Source organism: Rubrimonas cliftonensis (assembly GCF_900107585.1).
In the GTDB taxonomy this organism is placed as follows: domain Bacteria; phylum Pseudomonadota; class Alphaproteobacteria; order Rhodobacterales; family Rhodobacteraceae; genus Rubrimonas; species Rubrimonas cliftonensis.
Genome location: NZ_FNQM01000007.1, coordinates 42,523 through 54,838 on the forward strand (window position 1 = coordinate 42,523; position 12,316 = coordinate 54,838).

Consider the following 12,316-nt stretch of genomic DNA (forward strand, 5'->3'; position numbering starts at 1 on the left):
GTATCATTCCGCCGCGGCGCGGACGGCGAGGAAGGTCTCCATGCCGTCGTCCATCGCGTCGGCCCAGGGCGTGTGGTGCACGGGGGCCATCGTTCCGGTCACGGGAGAGGGATAGGCCTTGTCGCGATAGCCGACGATGGACGCCTCCTTGTCGCGCTTCCACGACTTGAAGCTCGCCGCCGCGCTGGCGAGGTCGAAGGGCGGATAGTCCGTCGCGTGCGCCAGCTCCCGCACATAGGCCGTCTGGAAGTCGATCGCCATGTAGCCGCCGTCGACAGCCGCCTCGCGCGCGGCCCACGCCGCCATGTCCGCCTCCATCGCGTCTGGCCCCGGCAGGGCGATGCGGCCGAGGATGACGTCGCGGGCGTACCACGCCTCCGCGTCGAACATCGTGAAGGTGTACCACTGGTCCTGCATGCCGAGGTAGAACACGTTCGGATTGGCCGCCCACGCCACGCCCTTGTAGAGACCCGGCGCATAGAGGCGGTTGCGCGTGCGCAGGCGCAGGCTCTCCTCCATGAACGGGAAGTGGTGCCTGTAGCCGGTGCAGAGCAGGACGGCGTCGAAACGCTTCGACGAGCCGTCGGAGAAATGCGCGACGTCGCCTTCGAAGCGCGTCACCAGCGGGCGTTCGTCCACCCGGTCTGGCCAGTTGAAGCCCATCGGCGCGCTGCGCCATGTCATCGTCACCGTCTTCGCGCCGTACTTCCAGCACTGCAGGCCGACATCCTCGGCGGAGTAGCTCGCGCCCACCACCAGCAGGTCGAGGCCGGTGAAGTTGCGCGCGTCGCGGAAGTCGTGGGCGTGCAGCACGCGGCCGGGGAAATCGGCCAGCCCCTCGAACTCCGGAACGTTCGGCGTCGAGAAATGTCCCGTCGCGACGATCACCTTGTCGAAGTCGTCCGTGACCTCCTCGCCGGTCGCGAGGTTCTCGGAGATCACCGTGAAGCCGTCGCCGAAAGGCTCCACCCGGCGCACGACGGTCTCGAAGCGGATCCAGTCGCGGAAGCCGGACTTCTCCGCGCGGCCTGCGATGTAGTCGCGCAGCACGGCCCGCGGCGGATAGGAGGGGATCGGCCGCCCGAAATGCTCCTCGAAGCTGTAGTCGGCGAACTCCAGGCATTCCTTTGGACCATTGGACCAGAGATGGCGGTACATCGAGCCATGGACCGGCTCGCCGCTGGCGTCGAGACCGGTGCGCCATGTCAGCGTCCACAGGCCGCCCCAGTCCGCCTGCTTCTCGAAGCACACGATCTCGGGGATGGTCGCGCCCGCGTCCCGCGCCCTTGCGAAGGCGCGCATCTGGGCCAGTCCGCTCGGCCCGGCGCCGATGATCGCCACACGAGTCATGCCGTTCTCCCTGCCGCTCGCCGCTCAGCTTCGACCGGCTTTTCATGGAAGTCAAAAAATTTTCACCGTGAACGGGTGCGTGTGCGATAATTGCGGGACGGTGCGCGACGGACGATAGTGACGCGGGCGGCGAGGGTGGACGTGTATGGACCAGATCATCGGAGAACAGCCGGAGGTCTCTCCGCCGAGAGAGCCGCAGCCCAAGGAACTTGAGGCGTGGATCGGCGCCCAGGTGCGGGAGATGCGCACGGCGCTCGGCATGACCATGTCGGAACTCGCGAAAAGCGCCTCGCTCTCGGTCGGCATGCTCTCCAAGATCGAGAACGGCCAGACCTCGCCCTCGCTCAACACGCTCCAGAACCTCGCCCAGGCGCTGAACATCCCTCTCGCCAGCTTCTTCACTAAATACGACGACAAGCGCGAGGCGAGCTACGTCCGCAGCGGCGAGGGGCTGACCATCGAGCGGCGCGGCTCGCGTTCGGGCCATGTCTATCAGCTGCTCGGCGCCTCGCTGCGCAACAAGGTGCGGCTGGAGCCCTATCTCATCACGCTCACCGGCGACAGCGACGCCTATCCGATCTTTCAGCACGCCGGCGTGGAGTTCCTGTTCATGCTGGAGGGCTGCGTCGTCTACCGCCATGGCGACAAGAACTATCGGCTCGACCCGGGCGACGCGCTGTTCTTCGACGCCGAGGCGCCGCATGGCCCGCTGGAGCTGGTGACGCTGCCGTGTCGCTACCTGTCGATCATCGCCAGCGCCGAGTGAGCCTTTACTGCTGTGAAAATTACTTTCTTGCAGCGCAATCGGCGTGCGGCTATCAGCGTGTCGGGCGGAGTGGAGAGCGCGCATGTGCGGAATCGCGGGGCTGTATCTGAAGGATGACGCGCTGCAGGGCGATCTGGGGCGCCTGACGGCGCTGATGATGCACGAGATGCGCGGGCGCGGGCCGGATTCGGCGGGTTTCGCGGTCTATGGGGCCGCGGAGGCCGCGACGAAGCTGGTGCTGCTCGGCCCGGACGGGACCGACTGGGCCGCGCTGGCGGCTCAGGCCGGCCGGGCTCTGGGCTGCGATGTCGCGGTCGACGCCATCGGCGACCATGCGGTGATGCGCACCGAGGCCGACGGCGACGCGGCGCGCGCCTGGTTCATCGCCAACGCAAATGGCGTCACGGTGCTGTCGGTCGGCCGCTCGATCGAGGTGTTCAAGGGCGTGGGCGACCCCGACGCCGTCGCCGAGCGCTTCGGGCTTTCGGCGCGCGCCGGCACCCATGCGATCAGCCACACGCGGATGGCGACCGAGAGCGCGGTGACGACCGCCGGCTCGCACCCGTTCTCCACCGGCGCCGACACCTGCCTCGTGCACAACGGCTCGCTCTCGAACCACAACCTGCTGCGCGAACGGCTGCAGGCGGCGGGCGAGCGCTTCCAGACCGAGAACGACAGCGAGGTGGCCGCGGGCTATCTCGCCGAGCGGATGCGCCGCGGCGCGACGCTGGCCGACGCGCTGAAGGCGGGGCTGAGGGATTTCGACGGCTTCTACACTTTCGCCATCGGCACGGCGGACGGCTTCGCGGTGCTGCGCGACCCCATCGCCTGCAAGCCGGCGGTTATGGCCGAGACCGACGGCTGGGTGGCGATGGCCAGCGAGTTCCGCGCCATCGCGAAGCTGCCCGACGTGGCCAACGCCCGCATCTGGGAGCCGAAGCCTTCCGAAATCTACGCCTGGAGCCGCGCCGCATGAGCATCGCCGCACAGACCCTGCGCCCCAACGCGGCGCTCGACCTCGGGGCGATGTCCCTGCGCGAGGTCAACGCGGCCCTCAAGGCCGAGAGCGAGGGCGTGTTCGACGTGCTGAACCCAGGCGGCGCCCACGCCGTCGCCTGCGGGCTGAACGCTCCGGTCGAGGTGCATGTGCGCGGCCACGCGGGCTATTACGCCGCCGGCATGAACCGGCTCGCCTCGGTGACGATCCACGGCAACGCCGGAACCGGCGTCGCGGAGAACATGATGTCGGGGCTGGTGCGGGTGACAGGCGACGCCAGCCAGTCCGCAGGCGCGACGGCGCATGGCGGGATGCTGGTGATCGGGGGCGACGCCTCGGCGCGCTGCGGCATCTCGATGAAGGGCGTCGAGATCGTCGTGGGCGGCTCGGTCGGCCACATGTCGGCCTTCATGGCGCAGGCTGGCGCGCTGGCGGTGCTGGGCGACGCGGGCGAGGCTTTGGGCGATTCGCTCTACGAGGCCCGGCTCTATGTGCGCGGCGCCGTCGCCAGCCTCGGCGCCGACTGCATCGAGAAGGAGATGCGCGACGAGCACCGCGCCCAGCTCGCCGACATGCTGGCGCGCGCCGGCATGGACGCCGACCCATCGGCGTTCCGCCGCTACGGCTCGGCGCGGAAACTCTACAACTTCAAGATCGACAACGCCTACTAAGGGACGCAGAGCATGACCGAGCAGCCGCGGATCCCGCGCACCGTTCCCCGCAAGTCCGCGACCTTCGACGACGCGACGCTGGCGGAGATCCGCCGCGCGGCGGCGACAGGCATCTACGACATCCGCGGCGGCGGCGCGAAGCGCAAGCTGCCGCATTTCGACGACCTGCTGTTTCTCGGCGCGTCGATGTCGCGTTACCCGCTGGAGGGCTATCGCGAGGCGTGCAGCACCGAGGTCGTCCTAGGCGACCGCCACGCGAAGAACCCGATCACGCTCAGGACGCCGATCACCATCGCGGGCATGAGCTTCGGCTCGCTCTCGGCGCAGGCGAAGGAGGCGCTGGGCCGCGGCGCGACGCTGGCCGGCACCTCCACCACCACCGGCGACGGCGGGATGACGGCGGAGGAGCGCGGGCACTCGAAAACGCTGGTCTACCAGTATCTGCCCAGCCGCTACGGCATGAACCCCGAGGATCTGCGGAAGGCCGACGCCATCGAGGTGGTGGTGGGGCAGGGCGCCAAGCCCGGCGGCGGCGGGATGCTGCTGGGCCAGAAGATCAACGACCGCGTGGCGCAGATGCGCACCCTGCCCAAGGGCGTGGACCAGCGCAGCGCCTGCCGCCACCCCGACTGGACCGGGCCGGACGACCTCGAGATCAAGATCCTGGAGCTGCGCGAGATCACCGACTGGCGCGTGCCGATCTACATCAAGGTCGGCGCCTCGCGGCCTTATTACGACGTGGCGCTGAGCGTGAAGGCGGGCGCCGACGTCGTGGTGCTAGACGGGATGCAGGGCGGCACGGCCGCGACGCAGGACGTTTTCATCGAGCATGTCGGCATCCCGACCATCGCCGCGATCCGCCCGGCGGTTCAGGCGCTGAAGGATCTCGGGATGCACCGCAAGGTGCAGCTGATCGTCTCGGGCGGCGTGCGCTCGGGCGCGGACGCGGCGAAGGCGCTGGCGCTGGGCGCGGACGCGGTGAGCATCGGCACCGCCGCGCTGGTGGCGCTGGGCGACAACGATCCGCGCTGGGAGGCGGACTACCAGGCGCTCGGCACCACGGCGGGCGCCTATGACGACTGGCACGAGGGCCGCGACCCTGCAGGCGTCACCACGCAGGATCCCGCGCTCGCGGCGCGGCTCGACCCGGTCGCGGGCGGGCGCCGCCTCGCCAACTACCTCAACGTGATGACGCTGGAGTTGCAGACCATCGCGCGCGCCTGCGGCAAGTCGGATGTCCGCAACCTCGAGCCGCAGGATCTCTGCGCGCTCACCATCGAGGCCGCCGCCATGGCCGGCGTGCCTCTGGCGGGAACGGACTGGACGCCGGGGCGCTGAGGGGAAAGCGCCGCGCTTGATCGGGCGGTCGGCAATGGCGAGATAACAGGGGGAGAGTATGCTATCACGGCGTATCCGGTTGGGAGGCGGGGACGATGACGGAGCGGGAACAGGCGCTGTCGGACGACAAGATGCGCGCGGAGATCGCGAAGCTGCTCGCCGAGACGTCGAAGATCAACAGCGAGAACCGCTGGTATCCGCTCGTCGTCGGCTCGGGGGCGACGCTGGCCATCGTGGCGATCGCCAAGGTCTTTCTCTGAACTCCGCTGCGGCGCCGGGGGGCGCGTCGTGACCGCCGCGCTGTCCGAGATCGCGCGCGACCGGGGCATCAAGTATTTCCAGATCAGCTACACCGACCTTTTCGGGGTGATGCGGGCCAAGCTGGTCCCGGCCTCCGCGATCGACGGGATGGCGCGCGACGGCGCGGGCTTCGCGGGCTTCGCCACCTGGCTCGACATGACGCCGGCGCACCCGGACCTTTTCGCCGTGCCCGACCCCGACAGCCTGATCCAGCTGCCGTGGAAGCCCGAGGTCGGCTGGGTCGCCGCTGATCTGTGGATGGACGGGGCGGAGGTTCCGCAGGCCCCGCGGGGCACGCTGAAGCGCGTCTGCGCAGCGGCGGAGGCGCAGGGCTACCGGTTGAAGCACGGCGTCGAATGCGAGTTCTTCCTGCTGACGCCGGACGGTCGCGCGGTCGCAGACGCCGCGGACGCGCAGGAAAAACCCTGCTACGACATCTCGGCGCTGATGCGGCGCTACGAGGTGATCCGCGAGATCTGCGACGCCATGCAGAGCCTCGGCTGGGGCGCCTACCAGAACGACCACGAGGACGCCAACGGCCAGTTCGAAATGAACTGGGCCTATGACGACGCGCTGAAGACCGCCGACCGTCACGCCTTCTTCAAGTACATGGCGCGCAGCATCGCCGAGGCGCACGGGCTGCGGGCGAGCTTCATGCCGAAGCCCTTCGCCCATCTCACCGGAAACGGCTGCCACGCCCATGTCAGCCTGTGGAGCAGGGACGGCGAGACCAACCTCTTCGACGACCCCGCGGGCGAACTGGGCGTCTCGGCGCTCGGCTATCATTTCCTCGGCGGCATCCTCGCCCACGCCCCGGCGCTGGCCGCGCTCGCCGCGCCGACCGTCAACAGCTACAAGCGGCTGAACGCGCCGCGGACAAGCTCCGGGGCCACATGGTCGCCGAACACCGTCACCTATGGCGGCAACAACCGCACCCACATGATTCGCATCCCCGGTGGCGGGCGTTTCGAGCTGCGGCTCGGCGACGGCGCGGTGAACCCGTATCTCTACCCTGCGGCGCTGCTGGCGGCCGGGCTCGACGGGCTCGCGACGCGGGCCGACCCGGGCAGGCGGCTCGACATCGACATGTACGCCGAGGGCCACGCAGTGACGGACGCGCCGCGGCTGCCGCTCAACCTGCTCGACGCGCTGCGGGCGCTTGAGGCGGACGCGACGCTGACGGCGGGGCTGGGGGCAGGGACGGTCGCCGCGCTCCTGAAGCTGCGCCACGACGAATGGCGGGGCTACATGGCGCATCTGACGGAGTGGGAGCGCGCGCAGACGCTCGACTGCTGAGAGGCGTCCGGGCCGCGCGTGGCGGCCCGGACGCAGGTCGCGTCAGTGGACCCGAACGCTATGCGCGTCGGATGGACCGGACGCTCCGCGCGTCAGTGCAGCTTGAAGAAGTTCAGCTTGTTGCCGTCGAGATCGCGGAAATAGGCGGCGTCGAAGGTGAGCGGGCCGCGGGTGCGCTCGCCGGCGTCGCCGCCGTTCTCGGCGCCGAGCTCCAGCGCCTTGGCGTGCCAGCGCTTGACGCTCTCCGCGTCGGGCGCGGCCAGCGCGACCATCGTGCCGTTGCCGACCGTGGCGGGATTGCCGTCGGCGGGTTCGGTGATGGCGAAGAGCGCGCCGCCGTCGGCGCCGGCGTAGATGATGGCGTCGCCAAGGTCGACCGCGCGCTTGCCGCCCATCTCGGCGATCAGGGCGTCGTAGAAGGCGGCCGCTTTGGCCAGGTCGTTGGTGCCGATCATGGTGAAGGCGATCATGCGCGTCTCTCCCCTCATAGGATGGCGCGACGGTCCGACGCCGTGCGCGGCGGAATTCGTATCACCGGGCGCGGAAAGCTTCGCGGGCGTCAGCGTCGCATGCCCGAACGGGTGATGCCGGCGCGGCTCAGCCGTCGAGCAGGCGCGCGGCGTCCTCGGCCATGCTGCGCGGGGCCAGCGCCTCGATGACGTCGGGCCCGGCGGCGTGCAGCAGGACGGGGATGTGCTCCAGCACCGTCCTCGCCGCCGCATCGGGCGGAAAGACCGAGGGGTGGAGGTCGATGGGGGCGAGCCGCTGCAACCTCTCGCGGGCCGCCGGCCCCGCCATCACGAAGCGGGCGTAGCCGTCGCCGACCTCGACGATCCGCGCGCCGGGCCTGAGAACGTCGAGCCTCGCGCGCGCGGAGCCCGCGGCGACGGCGGCGGTCTCGAAGAACCAGCTCTCTCGGCCCGTCCAGATGACGCGCCACTCGCCGCAGTCGGCGATGCGGCCCGGCGGGGGCAGGGGCGCGCCGAATTCGGCCGCGACGACGCCCGACAGCGCGTCGCCCGCGCCCCGGCGGGAGGTCACGACGAAAAGCAGCGGCTCAGGCACGCAGGCGCCCTCCTTCGGGATCGATTCGGTGGGGCGAGACGACCTCGACCATGGCCTCGCGGCCGCGCAGGGGGTCGACCGCGCGCAGGCGCTCGCCGATGCGGTCGGGCCCGCGCTTCAGCAGCCCCAGCGCCACGGTCTCGCCGAGGTTCGGCGAGAAGGCGGCGGAGGTGACGCGGCCTTCGGCGTGGCCGGCGTCGACGGGCGCGCCCTGCGCAAAGAGATGCGCGCCCGGGCTCACGCCCGCGCCCGCCACGACCGGGCGCAGGCCGACGAGGGCGGGGCGCGCGGGGTCCGCCAGGCCCTCGCGGCGCAGCAGGGTCGCGCCGATGAAGTCCTTCTTCGTCGAGACCATCTTCGCGAGGCCGAGGTCGGCGGGCGTCGTGCGCCCGTCCAGCTCCGGGCCGGCGACATGGCCCTTCTCGATGCGCAGCACGCCCATCGCCTCCGTGCCGTAGGGCGTGGCGCCGAGATCGGCGCCCGCCGCCGCCAGCGCCTCGGCGAGGCGTTCGCCGCGGCCGGCGCGCACGGCGACCTCATAGGCGAGTTCACCCGAATAGGAGATGCGGAAGAGCCGCGCGGGCGCTCCCTCGAAGCGCCCCTCGCCGCAGGCGAGGAACGGGAACGCCTCGTCGGCGAGATCGAGCCCCTCGATCACCCGCGAGAGCAGGTCGCGCGCGCGGGGTCCGGCGACGGCCGTCTGGGCCCATGCTTCCGTGACCGAGACCAGCGAGACGTCGAGATCGGGCCAGAGGCACTGGCGGCAGAACTCCATGTGCCTGAAGACGCCGGCCGCGCCGCCGGTGGTGGTCGAGACGACGAAGTGGTCCTCCGCCAGCCGGGCGACCGTGCCGTCGTCCATCACGCAGCCGTCCTCGCGCAGCATCAGGCCGTAGCGGCAGCGGCCGACCGGCAGCTTCAGCATCGGGTTGGCGTAGAGGCGGTCGAGGAAGACGGCCGCGTCGGCGCCCTGCACGTCGATCTTGCCAAGCGTCGAGACGTCGCAGAAGCCGACCGCCTCGCGCACGGCCAGCGCCTCGCGGTCGACCGTCTGGCGCCAGCCGGTCTCGCCGGGGCGCGGGAAGTACTGCGCGCGCAGCCACGGGCCGACCTCGACGAAGACCGCGCCGCGCTTCTCGGCCCATCCGTGCGTCGGCGGGCGGCGGGTGGGGCGGAAGCCGTGGGCGCCGGCGATGGCGGCGAGCGGGACCGGGGCGTAGGGCGGGCGGAAGATCGTCGTACCGGTCTCGGCGATCCCGCTCCCGGTGATCTCGGCCAGCACGCCGAGGCCGAGCACGGCGCCGACGCGGCCCTGATCGGTCGCCATGCCCATGGTGGTGTAGCGCTTGAGATGCTCCACAGCGCCGAAGCCCTCGGCCTCTGCGGTGCGGATGTCCTTCACGGTGACGTCGTTCTGGAAGTCCACCCAGGCGCGGCCCTTCACGCCCTCCACCAGCCAGAAGGCGGCGGCGCTGACGGGGGCGTCCTCCGCCTCGGGCAGGTTGGCGCGCACGGGCGCGCGGCCCAGCGCCTCGGCGGCCGCGCGCCCCGCCGCGTCGCCCTCGCACAGGGCCGCTGCGGTGGAGACGGCGCCGGCGGCGGCGCCGGCGACGGAGAGGCCCGGCGGCAGGTCGGGGCCGGGGACGAAGGCGGCGACGTCCTCGCGCCAGACCGGGCGGCCCCGGTGGTGGCAGGTGAGGTGGACGGCGGGGCTCCAGCCGCCGGAGACGGCGAGGATGTCGGCCTCGCGCCAGCATTCGACGCCCCGCCCGTCGCGCACGCGCACGCCGGTGAGGCCGAGACGGCCGCGCGTTCCGGTCACCCGGCCGCCGCGGACGAGCTCGACGCCCTGCGGCGCCGTCCCCGGCGCATCCTCGCGCACGTCCACGAGGCGTACCTCGGCGCCGGCGGCGGCGAGGTCGGCGGCGGTGCGCCACGCCTCGTCATGGGCGGCGAAGACGGTCACGCGCCGGCCCGCCAGCGTCGCCCAGCGGTTCAGGAGCGCGCGCACGGCGCCGGCGAGCATCACGCCGGGGCGGTCGTTGTCGGGGAAGGCGACGGGGCGTTCGGTCGCGCCGGCCGCGAGCACCGCCCGGCGGGCGTGGATGCGCCAGTAGACGTTGCGCGCGGGCCCGTCGGGCGTGCGCTGGAGCACGCCGTAGACGCCGCCGTCATAGACGCCGAAGACGCAGGCGCGCGACATCAGCCGCACCTGCGCCATGGAGGCCAGCTCCGCCCAGGCGCCTGCCGCCCAGTCAGCCCCGGAAACGCCGCCGACCTCCAGCCTCTCGGCGAGAAGCCTGCCGCCGGGGCGCGCGTCCTCGTCCGCCACGATCACGCGCAGGCCCGCGCGGCCGGCGGCCAGCGCCGCGGCGAGACCCGCCGGGCCGGCGCCGATCACCAGCAGGTCGCAATGGGCGAAGGCGCGGTCCTCGCGGCCCGGCGCCGGCGCTCCGGAGAGCGCGCCGGGCCCCGCCGCGCGGCGGATCAGCGGCTCGTAGACGCGCTCCCAGAAGGTCGCCGGCCACATGAAGGTCTTGTAGTAGAAGCCCGCCCCGAGCAGCGGCGCGGCGAGATCGTTCAGCGCCAGCGCGTCGAAGCGCAGGGACGGCCAGCGGTTCTGGCTGACGGCCCTGAGGCCCTCGCGCAGCTCCAGCGTCGTGGCGCGGACGTTGGGCTCGTGGTCAGGCCCCTCTCCGACGCCGACCAGCGCGTTGGGCTCCTCCGAACCCATGGTCAAAGCGCCGCGGGGGCGGTGATACTTGAAGCTGCGGCCCATGACCCTGACGCCGCTCGCGATCAGCGCCGAGGCCAGCGTGTCGCCCTGAAACCCCGCGAAGGGCTTGCCGTCGAAGGTGAAGCCCAGCGGCCGCGCGCGGTCGATCAGCCCGCCCTCGGGGAGGCGCGCGCCGGTCATCGCGCCGCCTTCGACGCGCGGGCGACATCCTCGGCCAGCTCAACCTTCAGCACGGCGTGGCTGAGGGTGTCGCGGGTGACGACGAGCCAGCTCCGGTCGCCGTGCTCGTGCCACCACAGCTCGCGGGTGACGCCGGCGGGGTTGGCGCGCAGGCAGGCGTAGGCGTGGAAGGCCTCCGCCGCGTCGGGCGCGGCGGGGTCGGGCCGGTCCATCCACGCCGCGTCTCCCAGCACGGTGAACTCGCGCGCGTCGCGGGGGCCGCAGAGCGGGTGGTCGATGATCATGGGCGCGCGCCTCCCGGGCCGCTCAGTGCAGGTTCGGCCAAGGCCCCATCCCCTTCTCGTCGATGGTGCGCCCGGTGCGGAAGCGGTCGAGGCGGTAGGCCGCCGCGACCGGGTGCGGCGCGTCCTTCGCGATGAGATGCGCAAAATGCCAGCCCGAGGCGGGGGTGGCCTTGAAGCCGCCATAGCACCAGCCGGCGTTGAGGTAGAGGCCCTCGGCGGGCGTTCGGTCGATGATCGGCGAGCCGTCCATGCTCATGTCCATGATCCCGCCCCAGCTGCGCAGGAGCTTGGCGCGGCCGATCATCGGCATCAGCGCCATGCCGGCCTCGACGACGTCCTCCAGCACCGGCAGGCCGCCGCGCTGGGCGTAGGAGGCGTAGCCGTCGATGTCGCCGCCGAACACCAGCCCGCCCTTGTCGGACTGGCTGATGTAGAAGTGCCCCGCGCCGTAGGTGATGACGCCGGGAATGATCGGCTTCAAGCCTTCCGAGACGAAGGCCTGCAGGACGTGGCTCTCGATCGGCAGGCGGTCGAAGCCCGCCATGGCCATGACGCGGGAGGTGTTTCCCGCCACCGCCACGCCGGTCCTGCCCGCCCGGATGGCGCCGCGCGTCGTTTGCACGCCGGCGATGCGGCCGCCCTCGCGCAGGAAGCCCGTGACCTCGGCGTTCTGGATCAGGTCGACCCCGCGCAGGTCCGCGCCGCGCGCATAGCCCCAGGCCACCGCGTCGTGGCGCGCCGTGCCGCCGCGCTTCTGGAGCAGGCCGCCCTTGATGGGGAAGCGCGCGTCGTCGAAGTTGAGGAACGGCGCCATGGCGCGCACGCCGTCGGCGTCAAGCAGCTCGGCGTCCACCCCGTGCAGGCGCATGGCGTTGCCGCGCCGCGCATAGGCGTCGCGCTGGGCGTCGCTGTGGCAGAGGTTCAGCACGCCGCGCTGGCTGACCATGGCGTTGTAGTTGAAGTCCTGCTCCAGCCCCTCCCACAGCTTCATGGAGTGCTCGTAGAACGGGATGTTGCCGTCGAGCAGGTAGTTGGACCGGATGATCGTCGTGTTGCGGCCGACATTGCCGGACCCGAGCCACCCTTTCTCCACCACCGCGACGTCGGTGACGCCGAACTCCTTCGCCAGGTAGTAGGCGGTCGCCAGCCCGTGCCCGCCGCCGCCGACGATGATCACGCGGTAGGCGGGCTTCGGCTCGGGGGTTCGCCAGACGGGCGTGCGCTCCGGCGAGAACGCCTCGCGCAGCAGGGTGAGGGCGGACAGGCGCATCGATGCGGGCTCCGTCGCGGTTGACCGATCGAGCATCGCGCGCGAAGGCTGGCGGCGGGAGC

Annotated in this window: 12 protein-coding genes; 6 read left to right on the forward strand and 6 right to left on the reverse strand. The window is 71.6% G+C overall.

The genetic code is table 11. The features are described from left to right. Positions 1-3 precede the first annotated feature (3 nt). Complete coding sequence (locus BLW43_RS12605) at positions 4-1,350, reverse strand: NAD(P)-binding domain-containing protein (protein ID WP_093253974.1); 1,347 nt, start codon at positions 1,348-1,350, stop codon at positions 4-6. Between the two features lie 145 nt (positions 1,351-1,495). Here BLW43_RS12605 and BLW43_RS12610 point away from each other — a divergent pair, with 145 nt between their 5' ends. The 6 genes from BLW43_RS12610 to glnT all read left to right on the forward strand — a co-directional run bounded on the left by BLW43_RS12610 (position 1,496) and on the right by glnT (position 6,718). Further along, positions 1,496-2,116, forward strand: a complete 621-nt coding sequence (locus BLW43_RS12610; RefSeq protein ID WP_093253976.1) for a helix-turn-helix domain-containing protein — start codon at positions 1,496-1,498, stop codon at positions 2,114-2,116. Positions 2,117-2,198: 82 nt separating this feature from the next. Continuing rightward, positions 2,199-3,092 carry a class II glutamine amidotransferase gene (locus BLW43_RS12615; protein ID WP_093253977.1) on the forward strand — a complete coding sequence of 298 codons (894 nt, stop codon included), beginning with the start codon at positions 2,199-2,201 and terminating at the stop codon, positions 3,090-3,092. Further along, positions 3,089-3,784 carry a protein glxC gene (locus BLW43_RS12620; RefSeq protein ID WP_093253978.1) on the forward strand — a complete coding sequence of 232 codons (696 nt, stop codon included), beginning with the start codon at positions 3,089-3,091 and terminating at the stop codon, positions 3,782-3,784. Before BLW43_RS12615 ends, BLW43_RS12620 begins: the two co-directional genes overlap by 4 nt. A gap of 12 nt (positions 3,785-3,796) precedes the next feature. Then, positions 3,797-5,122 (forward strand): FMN-binding glutamate synthase family protein, encoded by a 1,326-nt coding sequence (locus BLW43_RS12625; protein ID WP_093253979.1) that lies wholly within the window; start codon positions 3,797-3,799, stop codon positions 5,120-5,122. A 95-nt stretch (positions 5,123-5,217) separates the two neighbouring features. Next, positions 5,218-5,382, forward strand: a complete 165-nt coding sequence (locus BLW43_RS23540) for a hypothetical protein (RefSeq protein WP_093253980.1) — start codon at positions 5,218-5,220, stop codon at positions 5,380-5,382. Between the two features lie 28 nt (positions 5,383-5,410). Continuing rightward, positions 5,411-6,718 (forward strand): type III glutamate--ammonia ligase, encoded by a 1,308-nt coding sequence (glnT, locus tag BLW43_RS12635; RefSeq protein ID WP_093253981.1) that lies wholly within the window; start codon positions 5,411-5,413, stop codon positions 6,716-6,718. Between the two features lie 92 nt (positions 6,719-6,810). On the opposite strand, the gene BLW43_RS12640 is transcribed toward glnT, so the two are convergent. The 5 genes from BLW43_RS12640 to BLW43_RS12660 all read right to left on the reverse strand — a co-directional run bounded on the left by BLW43_RS12640 (position 6,811) and on the right by BLW43_RS12660 (position 12,254). Then, entirely contained in the window at positions 6,811-7,188 is a 378-nt protein-coding gene (locus BLW43_RS12640; RefSeq protein WP_093253982.1) for a VOC family protein, read from the reverse strand. A gap of 127 nt (positions 7,189-7,315) precedes the next feature. Further along, entirely contained in the window at positions 7,316-7,783 is a 468-nt protein-coding gene (locus BLW43_RS12645) for a sarcosine oxidase subunit gamma (RefSeq protein ID WP_175478881.1), read from the reverse strand. Continuing rightward, positions 7,776-10,700 (reverse strand): sarcosine oxidase subunit alpha family protein, encoded by a 2,925-nt coding sequence (locus tag BLW43_RS12650; RefSeq protein WP_093253985.1) that lies wholly within the window; start codon positions 10,698-10,700, stop codon positions 7,776-7,778. The genes BLW43_RS12645 and BLW43_RS12650 overlap by 8 nt, the downstream gene beginning before the upstream one ends. Further along, positions 10,697-10,984, reverse strand: coding sequence for a sarcosine oxidase subunit delta (locus BLW43_RS12655; RefSeq protein ID WP_093253986.1), 288 nt, complete (start codon positions 10,982-10,984; stop codon positions 10,697-10,699). The genes BLW43_RS12650 and BLW43_RS12655 overlap by 4 nt, the downstream gene beginning before the upstream one ends. A gap of 22 nt (positions 10,985-11,006) precedes the next feature. Beyond that, positions 11,007-12,254, reverse strand: coding sequence for a sarcosine oxidase subunit beta family protein (locus BLW43_RS12660; RefSeq protein ID WP_093253987.1), 1,248 nt, complete (start codon positions 12,252-12,254; stop codon positions 11,007-11,009). Positions 12,255-12,316: the final 62 nt, after the last annotated feature.

Excerpts from the sequence above, each read along its gene's own strand:
- BLW43_RS12660 (WP_093253987.1), bottom strand. The coding sequence starts at position 12,254 with ATGCGCCTGTCCGCCCTCACCCTGCTGCGCGAGGCGTTCTCGCCGGAG.
- BLW43_RS12610 (WP_093253976.1), top strand. The coding sequence starts at position 1,496 with ATGGACCAGATCATCGGAGAACAGCCGGAGGTCTCTCCGCCGAGAGAG.
- BLW43_RS23540 (WP_093253980.1), top strand. The coding sequence starts at position 5,218 with ATGACGGAGCGGGAACAGGCGCTGTCGGACGACAAGATGCGCGCGGAG.
- BLW43_RS12655 (WP_093253986.1), bottom strand. The coding sequence starts at position 10,984 with ATGATCATCGACCACCCGCTCTGCGGCCCCCGCGACGCGCGCGAGTTC.
- BLW43_RS12620 (WP_093253978.1), top strand. The coding sequence starts at position 3,089 with ATGAGCATCGCCGCACAGACCCTGCGCCCCAACGCGGCGCTCGACCTC.
- BLW43_RS12650 (WP_093253985.1), bottom strand. The coding sequence starts at position 10,700 with ATGACCGGCGCGCGCCTCCCCGAGGGCGGGCTGATCGACCGCGCGCGG.
- BLW43_RS12605 (WP_093253974.1), bottom strand. The coding sequence starts at position 1,350 with ATGACTCGTGTGGCGATCATCGGCGCCGGGCCGAGCGGACTGGCCCAG.
- BLW43_RS12615 (WP_093253977.1), top strand. The coding sequence starts at position 2,199 with ATGTGCGGAATCGCGGGGCTGTATCTGAAGGATGACGCGCTGCAGGGC.
- BLW43_RS12640 (WP_093253982.1), bottom strand. The coding sequence starts at position 7,188 with ATGATCGCCTTCACCATGATCGGCACCAACGACCTGGCCAAAGCGGCC.
- BLW43_RS12625 (WP_093253979.1), top strand. The coding sequence starts at position 3,797 with ATGACCGAGCAGCCGCGGATCCCGCGCACCGTTCCCCGCAAGTCCGCG.